Here is a 14,464-nt window from a genome sequence, read left to right as displayed (position 1 = left end):
ACGGCATGCTGGAGGTGCTGCAACGCGCCTTCGCCGGTAATCCTATCCAGCCCACTGCATAGGCGCTGAACAGTCACTACGGTTTAATTTTGAACAGATTGTCAGGAGTAACGCCGCATTGAAGGTAGGAACTGAGCTCCGTGATCCTCATAATTTTTCCGGGCTGGCCACCGCAAGCCTTATCCAAGGGACGCTGGTCAAATCGATGGATAACGCGATTTGTATTGCTAATTGTAAAACCTTGGCCGCCGACCAAAATACTGTTCTGGCACTCGGGTTCCGTGCAATATTTTTCGCAATTCGTGCAGACCGTCGCGCTAGAGTCTGTGAATGCCAAGCACTGATCGTATATGGCAGGGATCACAATTTTGAAGTTACGAACGTCAAAATAGCCACACTTGCTCGCTGCCTTACCCACAAGGTTGACTTCGGCAATTTGAAATCGACCCAAACCTTGCTTGGCATCGGAAAAATCAAAATCTCCCGTGTAAAAAATATTTGGAATCTTGATGGCACCGCTGCCGTCTACAGCAACGAGCTCACGAGGATTACCAATGATTAGAGTGGCGAAGCCAGCCTTGTTAGGGACAATATTCTTCACGTATTTCGGCTTCACATGCCGTGCCGCCCCGGAACCAGCAAAACATTCACTGGACCACTCGTGCTTGCTGTCTGTAGATGGGCATAGCTCCGCAGAGGTACAAGAAAGCGAGATCAACGCAACCAACGCAAAAACAATCGCAGCGGCTGCCGACTTCATCATTTCAGTTCCCAAAATTTAACTTTGACAACCTGCACCAAGCTATACTTGGCGGCTTCGTTCAGTCGGGTAAGCCAAAAATAATACGAGTTATTGCCGGGCTGATCATGCCCGTCAGCATAAGAAAGCTTCTTTGAGTTTCCGTCCCACAACGTGAAATGACCTGTGGCGCCCCCCACCCCGCCACCTCAAAAACAACTATGCCACTTTTCGAGTTAAGCTTTTCGTCGATGAAACGTTGACCTTCCTTAACCCGCGTCTTGAATATTGCGCTCATCGCCTCCTTATCTTGAAGCAATGAGTTTGGGATAACCGTCAGGTTCAACTCTTCGTCGGCACCTTTAAAACGGCGAGCAAGCTCAGCCTTCAAATCGATGACACGCAGCCAATAAATATAGTTGTCCCCGCCTTGAACACTCGTACCACTTGGTGCTTTTGGCAGCTTCAGGCCGCTCCTATTGAGCGCATACGACATTCGAACGGCGCACGTATTTTGATAGCCCGGCTGGGCGTATAGCTTGACAAAGGCACCGCCTATTTTCGAATCGTAAAGCTCGGGAGTCTGGACGCTGACATCCGGATAATATTTTTTCATATCTGCCCACGATGGTCGCCGTGGGGAAATTGAAGCGGAAGCGGCTCCGGCTTTTGCAGTAATTGGCATACTTCCCCTTGTTTAATTATGCAATGTAGCGTCCGCAATGATGCCCGGCCCTGCGCTGGCCTGCGGTTCGTCGCAAGCGCAAAATATTGACATATGTATAAATTTATATTTTTTGTAAGTGTGCGCAATCCCGATTGATTTGTCAATTCTCAAACCTGGGGCGTAGTTACAAGATGGCATGGAGCGAATGCAAGGCTGGACTGGGCCAGTAGTACCCGCTGGCGCCAACAGCGCGCGGCAACAGCGCGCGACAACAGCGCAACCATTTGCCAGGCACATCGTCGGGTAGGCAGCGGCCGAAAAGTGCTTGTTCCTCGGCATTCGATTGGAAAAACCGTGGAACGTGTCGCGGCAGGCAGTGGATGGCATCTCGATGATGCCTATTCCGCGAAACTTTGGTCAGGAGGTCAGCTAACCATGATGGCTGCGATACCCATATGATGCTGCCGGTAATCCTACGGATGCACGCCCAAGCGGTTGAGCATTCCGCATGGGTACAATGGTCCCGCAACGACGTGTTGACGCATCGTTACACCGCTTTGTCACCCATTAGTTTGATAGCCCGTGCGCAATCTGAAGAGTGCACACGCTTAGCTTTTTTACACCGCATCCGGCCCCGTCTCACCGGTACGAATCCGGATCACCTGCTCCACATCCTGCACAAAAATTTTCCCGTCACCAATCTTGCCGGTGCGCGCAGCCTTGATGATGGCGTCGACCACTTGCTCGGACATGCTGTCGTCAACCACCACTTCGATCTTCACCTTGGGCAGAAAATCAACCACATATTCAGCGCCGCGATACAGTTCCGTGTGGCCCTTCTGGCGCCCGAAACCCTTCACTTCCGTCACGGTCAAGCCCGTCACATTCACTTCCGCGAGCGCCTCGCGCACTTCGTCGAGCTTGAACGGCTTGATCACACAGGTAATTTGTTTCATTTCTGATGCTCCTTAAATAGTGCCGGCTTGCCTGCTATTCTAATCGACATCCGGAATGTTCTTCAGCTCTTCGAGCCACACGGTCGCTTCCGAATCGCTCGGCGCGCGCCAGTCGCCGCGCGGCGACAGCGATCCGCCATTGCCCACCTTTGGCCCGTTCGGCACGCACGAGCGCTTGAACTGGCTGGTCTTGAAGAAGCGATATGCAAAAGTTCCCAGGTGCTTTTTGATCGTGGCAAGCGTATAGCGCTCCTGCCAGGCCGACCATGATAGAAACGCCACCTTCGACGGCGCGAAGCCGTACCGCAAAATGTAATGCAAATTAAAATCCTGCAGTTCGTAAGGCCCGATCACGTTTTCCGTAATCTGGGCTGGCTTCTCGTCGCCGGCCTTGCCCGGCACCAGCTCGGGGCTGATCTCGGTATCCAGAATGCCCAGCAGCGTGCCCGACCCGACAACGCCAATGGTGCCGGTCTCCGCCACCCAGCGCACCAGATGGCTGATCAAGGTCTTGGGCACGCTCGCGTTCACGTTATAGTGCGACATATGGTCGCCCACGCCATAGGTGCACCAGCCCAGCGCCAGCTCGCTCAGGTCGCCCGTGCCGATCACCATCGCCGCATGGTAGTTGGCCAGCCTGAACAGATGGCTGGTGCGCTCGCCCGCCTGCACGTTTTCAAACGTGATGTCGTAGATTTCTTCGCCCTTAGCAAACGGATGGCCCAGGTCCTTGAGCATCTGCACGCAGCTGGGCCGGATATCGATCTCGTCCGCGCTGCAGCCGACTTCTTCCATCAGCTCGCGCGCCTGGCGCAGCGTGCGCTCGCTGGTCGCAAAGCCCGGCATGGTGTAGGCCAGGATATTTGCGCGCGGCAGCGCCAGGCGGTCCATCGCCTTGGCGCACACCAGCAGCGCATGGGTCGAATCGAGCCCGCCCGACACGCCAATGACCACTTTTTGCATGCCGCTTTGCGACAGGCGCTGCACCAGCGCCTGCACCTGGATGTTGTACACCTCGGTGCAGCGCACGTCGCGCTGCGCCAGGTCTTGCGGGACGTACGGAAAACGCTCGATCGTGCGCGCCAGCGGCAGCGCCTGCCCGCGCGCAATCTGCAGCTCGAAGCGCACCACCTTGAACGCGGCAACCTCGCCGGCATGCCTGCGCACCGAGTCCGCGAACGTGGTCTGGTGCATGCGCTCGCGCGACATGCGCTCCAGGTCCACATCGGCAAACAGGATGTGCGAGCCGTCCTTGAAGCGCTCCGACTCGGCCAGCAATTCGCCTTTTTCGTAAATCAGCGCCTGCCCGTCCCACGCCAGGTCGGTCGACGATTCGCCCAAGCCCGCCGAACTGTAGAGATAGGCCGCCAGGCAGCGCGCCGACTGCTGGCCTACCAGTTGATGGCGGTAGGCGCTCTTGCCGGCCAAAACGTTCGACGCCGACAGGTTCACCAGCACGGTGGCCCCGGCCAGCGCGGCAAACGACGACGGCGGAATCGGCACCCACACGTCTTCGCAAATCTCGATGTGAAACCGCATCGACTTGATGTTCGAGATCTCGAACAGCAAACCGGCGCCGAACGGCACCTCCTGGCCGAGCAGCTGCACCTGGGTTGACACGGCACTGTCGGCCGCGCTGAACTGGCGCGCTTCGTAAAACTCTCCGTAATTGGGCAGGTAGCACTTGGGTACCAGTCCCAGGATACGCCCGCCCGCCACCACTGCCGCGCAGTTGAACAGTTGATGATCAACCCGCAGCGGCAGGCCGACCACGAGCGCCACATCGATATCCCTAGACGCCTCGACCACCAGGCCAAGCGCCGCCTCGCAGGCGTCCAGCAGCGCCGCCTGGTGAAACAGATCGTCGCAGGTGTAGGCCGACAGGCCCAGTTCGGGATACGCGACCAGCACGGCGCCCTGCTGCTGCGCCTGGCGCGCCAGCGCAATCGTTTGCGCGGCATTGAAGGCCGGATCGGCGATTTTGCAGCGCGGTATGGCGACGGCGACGCGGGCAAAGCCATGGGTATAGAGATTGAAAAAATCGTTCTTCATGCAGTGCTTTCTAGGTGTGGCAAAGGGGCGTCGCGCGCCAGGAAAACGGCGCGCGCCTTTTTGCGTAGAATGGACACATGAATTATCGCACGCATATCGTCTCTACCCTTTCCGACATCGGCCAGCCGGCCTGGGATGCACTGGCGGCCAAGCAGGACAAGGCCAATCCATTCCTGTCGTTCGCCTTTTTGCACGCGCTGCACGAGTCGGGCAGCGCCAGCGTCGAAAGCGGCTGGCAGCCCCAGTTCCTGACCCTGTACGACGGCGACCAGCTGGCCGCCGCCATGCCCTTGTATGTCAAGACCCACTCGTACGGCGAGTACGTGTTCGACTGGGCCTGGGCCGACGCCTACCATCGCAACGGCGTGGAGTACTACCCCAAGCTGCTGTCGGCGATCCCGTTCACCCCCGTCACCGGGCCGCGCCTGCTGGCCGTTGACGAACGCGCCCGTGCGGCGCTGATCGAGGTACTGTGCGCCACGCAGCGCTCGTCCGACGTCTCGTCCACCCATATTTTGTATCCGCCCGAAGAGCAGGTGCAGCAGCTGGCCGACGCCGGCTTCATGCTGCGCAGCGGCGTGCAGTTCCACTGGCTCAATGCGGGCTACCGGGACTTTGAGGAATTCCTCGGCACGCTGGAGAAGAAAAAGCGCAAGAACATCCGGGCCGAGCGGCGCAAGGTACAGGAGGCGGGCATCACCATGCGGCGCGTGCGCGGGATTGACGCGACCGATGCCCACTGGCGCCTGTTCAACCGCTGCTACCAGCACACCTACAAGGCGCACCGCTCCACGCCTTATCTCAACCTCGATTTTTTCCAGCGCATCGGCAGCACCATGCCGGAGAACATACTGCTTGTGTTTGCCGAGCGTGAGGGCAAGGCGGTGGCCGCGTCGCTGGTGATTCACAGCGCCGATACCTTGTTCGGGCGTTATTGGGGCGAACTGGAACACGTGCCTTGTTTGCACTTCGAGACAGCGTATTACCAGCCGCTGGAGTTTTGCATCGAGCAGAAAATCGCCGTGTTCGAGGGCGGCGCGCAGGGCGAACACAAAATGGCGAGGGGTTTCCTGCCGACCAAGACCTGGTCCGCGCACTGGCTGGCCCATCCGGCCTTTGCCGATGCGATCGAGCGTTTTCTGGCGCGTGAAAAAGGCGGGATCGATGAGTATATCGATGAACTCAATGACCGCAATCCGTTCAAGGATGCATAAGCGCATCCTCGCGTGGGGACGGTCGCGGTTCGGTTAAACAATCAGATCAACGATACCCATCCGAAGGAGCAGCATGATTTCGCACGTCTTCATCGGCATTACTAACTTCAAACGCGCCTTGCCCTTCTACTCGGCCGTCATGGCCACGCTCGGCCTGCAGCTAAAATTCGCCGACCCCGCCACACCCTGGGCCGGCTGGGTCTCGCCTACCCATCCGCGCCCCCTGTTCCTGATCGGCCACCCGTTCAACGGACAACCCCACACCCCCGGCAACGGCCAGATGACCGCCCTGCTCGCGCCATCACGCGATGCCGTCGACCTGGCCCACGCCACCGCCCTCGAGCACGGCGCCGCCTGCGAAGGCGCCCCCGGCTTGCGGCCTCACTATCACCCCAACTTCTATGGCGCCTACTTCCGCGACCTGGACGGCAACAAGCTGTGCGTCTGCTGTCACGGCTGACTTGACGACGCTCCCCTTTATCGACTCGCCCCTTTATCGACTCGCCCCTTTAACGCCGCGGCCCTAGCTGGCGCGGCTTGGCCGGCTCGCCATCCGCATGCACGAACAGAGCCGGTTTACCATCTGCATACTCGCGCAGCATGTTCCACACCGCCCGCACCCGCTGCAGGCGGTACAAATCGGTGGGCGCTGCCAGCCAGAACGAACGCTCCGCAAAAAACTGGTCGAGCACCGGCACCAGGCGCCCGTCGTCGGGCACCGCGTACGGCGGCGCCATCACCAGCCCCATGCCCAGCGAAGCCGCCTCGATCTGGGCCGGCATGCCGGTGCAGCACAGGCGCCGGCGCGGCGTGAATCCCAGTTCGTCCAGATAGCTCAATTCGCGGCTGGCCAGCCGGTCCTGCACGTAGTCGACAAAATCATGCTGCGCCAGATCTGCGTGCGCGAAGATCGGCGCGTGCGTGGCCAGGTATGCAGGCGAGGCCCACACGTACAGCCGGAACGTGGCAAGCTTGGTGATCATGTAGCGCCCCGTGCTGGGCGGGTCCAGCATCACGCCCAGATCGGCCTCGCGGTTGGCCAGGTTGGCAAAGCGCGGCAGCACCAGCAGGTCCACGCTCAGCTCGGGATTCGACTGCAGCATCGCCACCAGCAGCGGCGCCACCACGCGCACCGCGAACAGCTCCGGCACGCCCAGGCGCACCACGCCGTGCACCGACACTTCGCCGCCGCTCATCTGCTCGGTGGCGGCCAGCGCCGCACTTTCCATCGCCTCGGCATGGGGCAACAGCGCCAATCCCATGTCGGTCAATTCGTAGCCTTCGCGCGAACGGTCGAACAGCGTGGTGCCGAGCTGGATTTCGAGCCGGTCGATGCGGCGCGCAACCGTGGTGTGCTCCACCTCGAGCCGGCGCGACGCGCCCGACAAGGTGCCGGCGCGCGCCAATTCAAGAAAGAACCGCAAATCGGTCCACTCTGGGAGTGTATTCATGGGAAGTGTCTCGGATGATTGTTGTATTCGTTTTGCATATTGTGCACTAGTGCACAACTCGCTGGCAAATAGTGCGTTGTACACCTTGCGCAGGATCAAATTAAACGAAGATTTTGTACGTACATCCTGTCATACCATACGCTCAGCTCGCAATGTGCATTTATGCACAGTCGGTGGGCGTGTTGTTGTCTTTCGCGCAAAAACGAATGCAGGCACACTGCATGCCATGCGATTCTGACCGCATACCACTAATAAAAATCCTAGGAGACATCTGTCATGCGTCTTACCAGCACCAAGCTGAAATTACTGAACCGCTCCGTCGCCGCCGCCATCGCCCTGATGGGAACCACGATGGGTTCGGCCCACGCCCAGAGCGACGCCGCAGCGCCCGCCGCGAGCAACAACGACAACCCGAACGTGGTCGTCGTGACCGCCCGCCGGCGCGAGGAAACGCTGCAGGACGTGCCAGTGTCGGTGACTGCGTTTAACGCCGACCAGCTCTCCAAGCAAGGCATCCCCGACATCACCGGCCTGGCCCTGGCCCTGCCCAACACCACCATGAAGGCGTCGCGCGGCACCAACTCGACCCTGACCGCCTTCATCCGCGGCGTCGGCCAGCAAGATCCCCTGGCAGGCTTCGAGGCCGGTGTCGGCATCTACCTGGACGACATCTACCTGGCCCGCCCGCAAGGCGCCGTGGCGGAGATCTACGACGTCGAGCGCATCGAAGTGCTGCGCGGCCCGCAAGGCACGCTGTACGGGCGCAACACCATCGGCGGCGCCGTCAAATACGTCACGCGCAAGCTGGCGCCGCAAACCGATATCCGCACCCGCCTCACGGTCGGCACCTACCAGCAGCGCGAAGCCGTCGTCACCGCCAGCACGCCTCTCTCGGACACCACCCGCATCGGCGGCACGTTCGGCAAGTTTGACCGCGGCGGCTACGGCACCAACCTGTTCAATGGCCAGCCCAATTACGACAAGGACCTCGCCGCGCTGCGCCTGTCGGCAGAATTTACGCCGACCCCGGAACTGTTCATCCGCCTCTCCGGCGACGCCACCGAAGACAATTCGCATCCACGCAATGGCCACCGCCTGACCGTCGGGCGCACCAGCGGCGCGCCTGTCCTCGAAAACGTGTACGACACGCGCGCCAATCTGAACCTGGCCCTGGGCCACGAACAAAAGGTCAAGGCCCACGGCGTGGCCGCCCTGATCGAATACCGCATGAGCGACAAGCTCACGCTCAAGTCCGTGACCGCTTCGCGCAAGGACAGCTCCTACGCGCCGATCGACTTTGATTCCTTGTCCGTCACCGACTTCCACGTGCCTGCGTACTACACCAACAAGCAGCTGAGCCAGGAATTCCAAGCCACCTACACCGGCGACAAAATCCAGGGCGTGGCCGGCGTGTACTACATCGACGCCAATGCGTTCAATCAGTTCGACACCATCGTGGCGGGCGCCTCGGTGTTCACCGTGGGCGACATCGACACCAAGGCCTGGGCGGTATTTGCCGACGGCAGCTACAACATCAGCGACGCGCTCAGCGTCTCGGTCGGCGGACGCTACACGGTCGACGAGCGCAAGGCAGGCATCCTGCGCAAGGCCTATGCCGGCATGAACGGCTCGCCTGAAATGGGCGGCCCTGCCAATCCCTTTTTCCTGGTCCAGACCGACCTGAATCACGGTGAACTGGTCCGCGAAGACAAGAAGTTCACGCCTAAAGTAGGCCTCGCTTACAAGGCCTCGCCAAACCAGAACGTGTATGGCAGCTATGCGCGCGGCTTCAAGGGCGGCGGGTTCGATCCGCGCGTGAACGTCACCGGCTCCAAGCTGAACGTCGCAACGGTCAAGCGCGGCTTCCTGCCGGAGACCATCGACACGGTCGAACTGGGCCTCAAGTCGCAGTACAACGGCGGTCGCATCCTGACCAACATCGCCCTGTTCAAGAGCAAGTACAAGGATGTGCAGATTCCAAGCTCGGTGGCGATCGACACCAACGGCGACGGCGTCGACGACAGCTTTGCCGGCATAACCACCAATGCTGGCAAGGCCGACATCAAAGGCATTGAACTGGAAGCGAGCGCGCGCCTGACCAACGCCTTCAGCGTGTCCGGCATGTACAGCCATATCGATGCCGAGTACACCGAGTTCCTCGCGCTGCGGCCAGTCAATGGCGTCAACAAGCTGGTCAACATCGCCGGCGAAAGGGTGTTCCAGAACACGCCGAAGAATTCGGCCAACCTGCGCGCCAACTATGACTTTCCGCTGTCGCTGGGCGGTAACGCCGGCAAGGTCAGCCTGATCGGCAGTGCATCGTACAAGGCCAAGACCTACCAGTTCGAGACCCCTTCGGCGCTGGACCAGGATGCCTACAAGATCTACGACGCCAGCATCGTGTGGACCAGCGCGAACAACAAGCTGCGCTACAGCGTGCACGGGAAAAACCTGAACGACACGCACTACAAGACCGGCGGCTATCTGTTCCCGACCCTGGGTGCCGAGGGTACCCTGACCGCGTTCTACGGCGCGCCGCGCACCTGGTCGGCGTCGATGGAATACCGCTTCTAAGCGTTCCACAGCCTCAAACCGCGGATCTCGCAAGCAGCACCCGCAACCGGCTCTTAGCGCCGGTTGGGGGATGCTGCGTCCTCATTCACCTCGACGATGCCCGCCGTGTCCACTTATACTGACCTCAGCTTCATGAGCACCGACGGCCTGTCGCTGTATGCACGCGACTACGCCTCGCACGGGGGCCAAGCCAGGCTGCCCGTCATCTGCATCCATGGCTTGACGCGCAATTCGTCGGACTTCGATGAGCTGGCGCCCTGGATCGCCGGCCTTGGACGGCGCGTGATCGCCGTCGATGTGCGCGGCCGCGGCAAGTCCGCGCGCGACCCAGATCCCAGCCACTACAACCCCGCCACCTACGCCGGCGACGTCATCAAGCTGGCGCACGACCTTGGCATCGCCCGCGCCGTCTTCGTGGGCACCTCGATGGGTGGCCTGATCACCATGACGCTGGCGTTGCGCCGCCTTCCCCTGATTGCCGCCGCCGTCCTGAACGACGTTGGCCCCATCATCTCCCCCAAGGGCTTGTCGCGCATTGCAGGCTACGCGGGCAAAGCGTGCGCGCCCGCCTCGTGGGACGAGGCCACCGATTACATCCGCGCCATCAACCTGCCCGCCTTTCCCGGCAATGACGACCAGGAATGGCAAAAATGGGCGCGCCGCGCGTTTGCCGAAAACGAGCAGGGCCAGCTGGTCCTGAGGTACGATCCGAATATCGCAGTCGCTCTGCAGACCGGCAAGCTGAAAAGCACTTCCTGGGCTGGCCGCGTCGCGTTCCGGCGCCTGGCGCACAATCGCCCGACGCTGCTGGTGCGCGGCGCCTTGTCCGACCTGATGGAAGAGAAAGAAGCCGGCTACATGCGCCGTGCGGCGCCCACCATGCTGTATGCCGAGGTGCCGGGCGTGGGCCACGCGCCAATGCTCACCGAGCCGCCGGCGCGCGAAGCAATACAACAATTTTTGTCGCAAGTAGATTAGACGCTCAGACGCGCATTTAGACGAACAATAAGCATTCAAGGAGACACGCATGAACAAGAGGACCACCCTAGCCGCAGCCATCCTGGCCGCCTTCGCCAGCACGCTGGCCGTTCCCGCCCTGGCCGCCGGACCGGACTTGAAAGTTGCCCTCATCGCCGGCAAGACCGGCGCACTGGAGGTGTACGCCAAGGAGACCGAAACGGGCTTCATGATGGGCCTTGAGTACCTCACCGGCGGCAAGATGGAAATCAATGGCCGCAAGCTCAAAGTCATCGTCAAGGACGACCAGAGCAAACCGGACCTTGCGCGCACGCTGCTGGCCGAAGCCTACGGCGACGACAAGGCCGACATCGCGGTGGGCACCACCTCGTCCGGCTCGGCCATTTCGATGCTGCCGGTGGCCCAGGAATACAAGAAAATCCTGATCGTCGAGCCGGCCGTGGCCGACGCCATCACCGGCGACAAGTGGAACCGCTACATCTTTCGCACCGCGCGCAGCTCGATGCAGGACGCCCTGGCCGCGTCCAGCACCCTGAAAAGCGGCAGCATCGCCTTTTTGGCGCAGGACTACGCCTTCGGCAAGGACGCGATCAAGGCCGCGCGCGAAGCGCTCGCTGCCACCGGCAGCAAGGCCACCATCGTGCACGAGGAATACGCGCCGGCCACCACCACCGACTTTACCGCGCAAGCCCAGCGCATCTTCAATGCACTCAAAGACAAGCCGCAGCCGCGCATCTTGCAAGTGATCTGGGCCGGAGCGCATCCGCTCAACAAGTTGGCCGACATGAAGCCTGAACGCTACGGCATCATCCTTTCGCCAGGCGGGAATATCCTGCCCGTGATGAAGACCTGGAAAAATTACGCCGGCACCCAGGGCACCATCTATTACTACTATGATTTCCCGAAAAACAAAATGAACGACTGGCTGGTGGCCGAGCACACCAAGCGCTTCAAGGCGCCGCCCGACATGTTCACCGCTGGCGGTTTTGTGGCGGCCAGCGCCGTCTACAACGCGCTGCTCAAGGCCAATTCGACCGATACCGAAAAGCTGATCACGACCATGGAAGGCATGGACTTCGAGACGCCCAAGGGAAAAATGACGTTCCGCAAACAGGACCACCAGGCGCTGCAGGCCATGTACCACTTCAAGTTCAAGAAGGACCAGAAAAACGAATGGGACTTGCTCGAACTGGTGCGCGAAATTCCGGCCAGCGAACTGCCGCTGCCGGTCAAGAACAAGCGCTAACGGGTCAGTCAGAGCAATGAGCCAACCTTCCCTGTCCACGCGCGAGCTGACCATCCGCTTTGGCGGCCATGTGGCGGTCAACCAGGTCAGCGCCGATTTTTACCCCGGCACGCTGACCGTCATCGTCGGCCCCAACGGCGCCGGCAAGACCACCTACTTCAACCTGATGTCGGGCCAGCTGCCGCCCAGTTCCGGCAAGGTGTTCTTGAATGGCGTCGACGTCACCAGCCAGGGCGCCGCCAAGCGCACCCGGGCCGGCATCGGCCGCGCCTTCCAGCTCACCAACCTGTTCCCGCACCTGACGGTGATGGAAAACGTGCGCCTGGCCGTGCAAAGCCGCGCCGGCATCGGCCTGAACCTGTTCTCGGTATGGTTTGGCCACACCGAACTGATTGAACGCGCCCAGCACTACCTCGAGCGCGTGTCGCTGGCCGATCGGCGCGACGCGCGCGTGGCGGCCCTGTCGCACGGCGACAAGCGCAAGCTTGAAGTGGCGATCCTGCTCGCGCTCGAACCGTCGATCATGATGTTCGACGAACCGACCGCCGGCATGAGCGTGGACGAAGTGCCGGTGGTGCTGGACCTGATCCACGCCGTCAAGGCCGAAGGCAACAAGACCATCCTGCTGGTCGAACACAAGATGGACGTGGTGCGCTCGCTGGCCGACCGCATCATCGTCCTGCACAACGGCACCCTGGTCGCGGACGGCAATCCGGCCGCAGTGATGGCCTCGGCCATCGTCCAGGAAGCCTACCTGGGAACACCTGAACATGCCTGAACCGATACTCCAATTGTCCGGCGTGCACACGCACATCGGCGAATACCATATTTTGCAGGGCGTCGACCTGGTCGTGCCGCGCGGCGGCCTGTCGGTCCTGCTGGGCCGCAACGGCGCCGGCAAGACCACCACGCTGCGCACCATCATGGGCTTGTGGAAGGCTAGCGCTGGCAGCGTCAAGTTCGACGGGCGCGAGATCTCCGCCTTGAGCACGCCCGACATCGCGCAGGCCGGCATCGCTTACGTGCCCGAATCGATGGCCGTGTTCTCGGACTTGACCGTGCGCGAGAACCTGCTGATGGCCGCCCGCAGCGGCCCGCTTGACGACGCACGCGTGGAATGGATCTTCGGGTTCTTCCCCGCCTTGAAAAAATTCTGGCATTACCCGGCCGGCAATCTGTCGGGCGGCCAGAAGCAGATGGTGGCGATCGCCCGCGCCATCGTCGAGCCGCGCAAGCTGATTCTGATCGACGAGCCGACCAAGGGCCTGGCGCCGGCCATCATCCAGAGCCTGATCGCCGCGTTTCGCGAACTGAAGGAAACCGACACCACCATCTTGCTGGTCGAGCAGAATTTCAGCTTCGTCAAGTCGCTCGGCGACACCGTATCGGTGATGGATGACGGGCGCGTTGTGCACGCCGGATCGATGCACGAACTGGCCGGCGACCAGAACCTGCAACAGCGCCTGCTCGGGCTCGCGCTCGACTCGCACCAATAAGCGTATATATAAAGCGTAGAAAGACCGATGCCGTGACCATGCAAACTCCCCCTACCGTCGCGCGCGTGCTGCCGCCCACCGCCGCGCCCGCCGACACCGTCCTGGCCGCCGCCCCGCGCGACATTGCGCCGTTGCTGCTGGTGCCGATCCTGATGCTCGCCATGCTGCCGCTGGTGGGCAGCCTGCCCACCTGGATCACGCTCACCGTCGCCGGCCTGGCGATGGGCATGATGATCTTTATCATAGCCAGCGGCCTGACGCTGGTGTTTGGCCTGATGGACGTGCTCAATTTCGGCCACGGCGCCTTTGTCTCGGTCGGCGCCTATGCCGCGACCATGGTCCTGATCCCGATGCACGGGTGGATGGAGGCCGACTCGCTGCTGATGAACCTGGGCGTGCTGGCACTGGCCATCACTGTTGCGATGGTGGTCACGGCGCTCTTGGGATGGGCCTTCGAGCGCATCATCATCGAGCCGGTGTACGGCCAGCACTTGAAGCAGATCCTGATCACCATGGGCGGCATGATCGTTGCCGAACAGTTGATCAACGTGATCTGGGGCGCCGAACAGATTCCGCTGCCCTTGCCCACCGCGCTGCGTGGCGCGATCGTGCTGGGCGACGCGGCCATCGAAAAATACCGGCTGGTGGCGGTCGTCGTCGGTCTGGTGGTGTTTGCCGTGATGTTCCTGGTCCTGAACCGCACCAAGATTGGCCTGTTGATCCGCGCCGGCGTCGAGAACCGCGAAATGGTCGAAGCGATGGGCTACCGCATCCGGCGCCTGTTCATCGCCGTGTTTGCAGCAGGTTCCGCGTTGGCTGGTCTGGGCGGCGTGATGTGGGGCCTGTACAAGGAGTCGCTCACGGCCTCGATGGGCGGCGAAATGATGGTGATGATTTTTGTGGTAATCATCATCGGCGGCCTGGGGTCGGTGGGCGGCTGCTTCATTGGCGCGATGCTGATGGCGCTGGTGGCCAACTATGCCGGTTTTTTGGCGCCCAAATTTGCGCTGGTGTCCAACATCGCGCTGATGATCACGATTTTGCTCTGGCGTCCCGCCGGCATGTATTCCAACCTGCGCCGCTAAGAAAGA

At 61.2% G+C, this 14,464-nt stretch carries 13 protein-coding genes; 8 read left to right on the top strand and 5 right to left on the bottom strand.

From position 1 onward, the window contains the following. Window positions 1–76: 76 nt before the first annotated feature. The 4 genes from ACP7BV_RS21700 to ACP7BV_RS21685 form a co-directional block, all read right to left on the bottom strand. Window positions 77–763 carry a WG repeat-containing protein gene (locus tag ACP7BV_RS21700; protein WP_426106746.1) on the bottom strand — a complete coding sequence of 229 codons (687 nt, stop codon included), beginning with the start codon at window positions 761–763 and terminating at the stop codon, window positions 77–79. A gap of 58 nt (window positions 764–821) precedes the next feature. Continuing rightward, window positions 822–1,424 (bottom strand): T6SS effector amidase Tae4 family protein, encoded by a 603-nt coding sequence (locus ACP7BV_RS21695; RefSeq protein ID WP_426106744.1) that lies wholly within the window; start codon window positions 1,422–1,424, stop codon window positions 822–824. 599 nt (window positions 1,425–2,023) lie between these two features. Continuing rightward, on the bottom strand, window positions 2,024–2,362 hold the full coding sequence (locus ACP7BV_RS21690) for a P-II family nitrogen regulator (RefSeq protein WP_426106743.1): 339 nt from the start codon (window positions 2,360–2,362) through the stop codon (window positions 2,024–2,026). 39 nt (window positions 2,363–2,401) lie between these two features. Next, a complete protein-coding gene (locus ACP7BV_RS21685) occupies window positions 2,402–4,414 on the bottom strand; it encodes an NAD(+) synthase (RefSeq protein ID WP_426106741.1) in 2,013 nt (670 codons plus the stop codon). Between the two features lie 77 nt (window positions 4,415–4,491). Between ACP7BV_RS21685 and ACP7BV_RS21680 the strand changes: the two genes are divergently transcribed. Together ACP7BV_RS21680 and ACP7BV_RS21675 are read left to right on the top strand one after the other, a co-directional pair. Next, window positions 4,492–5,628: a GNAT family N-acetyltransferase gene (locus ACP7BV_RS21680; protein ID WP_426106739.1), complete on the top strand. Its 1,137-nt coding sequence runs from the start codon at window positions 4,492–4,494 to the stop codon at window positions 5,626–5,628. Between the two features lie 73 nt (window positions 5,629–5,701). After that, complete coding sequence (locus ACP7BV_RS21675) at window positions 5,702–6,088, top strand: VOC family protein (RefSeq protein ID WP_426106738.1); 387 nt, start codon at window positions 5,702–5,704, stop codon at window positions 6,086–6,088. A 49-nt stretch (window positions 6,089–6,137) separates the two neighbouring features. On the opposite strand, the gene ACP7BV_RS21670 is transcribed toward ACP7BV_RS21675, so the two are convergent. Further along, window positions 6,138–7,079 carry a LysR family transcriptional regulator gene (locus ACP7BV_RS21670; RefSeq protein WP_426106736.1) on the bottom strand — a complete coding sequence of 314 codons (942 nt, stop codon included), beginning with the start codon at window positions 7,077–7,079 and terminating at the stop codon, window positions 6,138–6,140. Between the two features lie 276 nt (window positions 7,080–7,355). Between ACP7BV_RS21670 and ACP7BV_RS21665 the strand changes: the two genes are divergently transcribed. The 6 genes from ACP7BV_RS21665 to ACP7BV_RS21640 all read left to right on the top strand — a co-directional run bounded on the left by ACP7BV_RS21665 (window position 7,356) and on the right by ACP7BV_RS21640 (window position 14,458). Next, the gene (locus ACP7BV_RS21665; RefSeq protein WP_426106735.1) at window positions 7,356–9,653 is read left to right on the top strand and encodes a TonB-dependent receptor; all 2,298 of its coding nucleotides are present in this window, start codon (window positions 7,356–7,358) and stop codon (window positions 9,651–9,653) included. Window positions 9,654–9,758: 105 nt separating this feature from the next. Next, on the top strand, window positions 9,759–10,631 hold the full coding sequence (locus ACP7BV_RS21660; protein WP_426106734.1) for an alpha/beta fold hydrolase: 873 nt from the start codon (window positions 9,759–9,761) through the stop codon (window positions 10,629–10,631). A gap of 49 nt (window positions 10,632–10,680) precedes the next feature. Next, window positions 10,681–11,877: a substrate-binding domain-containing protein gene (locus ACP7BV_RS21655; RefSeq protein WP_426106732.1), complete on the top strand. Its 1,197-nt coding sequence runs from the start codon at window positions 10,681–10,683 to the stop codon at window positions 11,875–11,877. 16 nt (window positions 11,878–11,893) lie between these two features. Further along, on the top strand, window positions 11,894–12,655 hold the full coding sequence (locus tag ACP7BV_RS21650) for an ABC transporter ATP-binding protein (protein ID WP_426106731.1): 762 nt from the start codon (window positions 11,894–11,896) through the stop codon (window positions 12,653–12,655). Further along, window positions 12,648–13,373, top strand: coding sequence for an ABC transporter ATP-binding protein (locus tag ACP7BV_RS21645; protein WP_426106730.1), 726 nt, complete (start codon window positions 12,648–12,650; stop codon window positions 13,371–13,373). The genes ACP7BV_RS21650 and ACP7BV_RS21645 overlap by 8 nt, the downstream gene beginning before the upstream one ends. A gap of 38 nt (window positions 13,374–13,411) precedes the next feature. Beyond that, window positions 13,412–14,458 carry a branched-chain amino acid ABC transporter permease gene (locus ACP7BV_RS21640; RefSeq protein WP_426106728.1) on the top strand — a complete coding sequence of 349 codons (1,047 nt, stop codon included), beginning with the start codon at window positions 13,412–13,414 and terminating at the stop codon, window positions 14,456–14,458. The last annotated feature ends 6 nt before the right edge of the window (window positions 14,459–14,464 follow it).

The sequence above is a fragment of the Massilia sp. TSP1-1-2 genome (assembly GCF_049896185.1).
Taxonomy (GTDB): Bacteria; Pseudomonadota; Gammaproteobacteria; order Burkholderiales; family Burkholderiaceae_D; genus Telluria_A.
The sequence above is the reverse complement of the archived record's forward strand: the minus strand, read 5'-3'. Positions and strand labels throughout refer to the sequence as shown.

Coding starts and splice junctions, on each gene's coding strand:
- ACP7BV_RS21700 (WP_426106746.1), bottom strand. CDS start 763: ATGATGAAGTCGGCAGCCGCTGCGATTGTTTTTGCGTTGGTTGCGTTG.
- ACP7BV_RS21695 (WP_426106744.1), bottom strand. CDS start 1,424: ATGCCAATTACTGCAAAAGCCGGAGCCGCTTCCGCTTCAATTTCCCCA.
- ACP7BV_RS21690 (WP_426106743.1), bottom strand. CDS start 2,362: ATGAAACAAATTACCTGTGTGATCAAGCCGTTCAAGCTCGACGAAGTG.
- ACP7BV_RS21685 (WP_426106741.1), bottom strand. CDS start 4,414: ATGAAGAACGATTTTTTCAATCTCTATACCCATGGCTTTGCCCGCGTC.
- ACP7BV_RS21680 (WP_426106739.1), top strand. CDS start 4,492: ATGAATTATCGCACGCATATCGTCTCTACCCTTTCCGACATCGGCCAG.
- ACP7BV_RS21675 (WP_426106738.1), top strand. CDS start 5,702: ATGATTTCGCACGTCTTCATCGGCATTACTAACTTCAAACGCGCCTTG.
- ACP7BV_RS21670 (WP_426106736.1), bottom strand. CDS start 7,079: ATGAATACACTCCCAGAGTGGACCGATTTGCGGTTCTTTCTTGAATTG.
- ACP7BV_RS21665 (WP_426106735.1), top strand. CDS start 7,356: ATGCGTCTTACCAGCACCAAGCTGAAATTACTGAACCGCTCCGTCGCC.
- ACP7BV_RS21655 (WP_426106732.1), top strand. CDS start 10,681: ATGAACAAGAGGACCACCCTAGCCGCAGCCATCCTGGCCGCCTTCGCC.
- ACP7BV_RS21650 (WP_426106731.1), top strand. CDS start 11,894: ATGAGCCAACCTTCCCTGTCCACGCGCGAGCTGACCATCCGCTTTGGC.
- ACP7BV_RS21645 (WP_426106730.1), top strand. CDS start 12,648: ATGCCTGAACCGATACTCCAATTGTCCGGCGTGCACACGCACATCGGC.
- ACP7BV_RS21640 (WP_426106728.1), top strand. CDS start 13,412: ATGCAAACTCCCCCTACCGTCGCGCGCGTGCTGCCGCCCACCGCCGCG.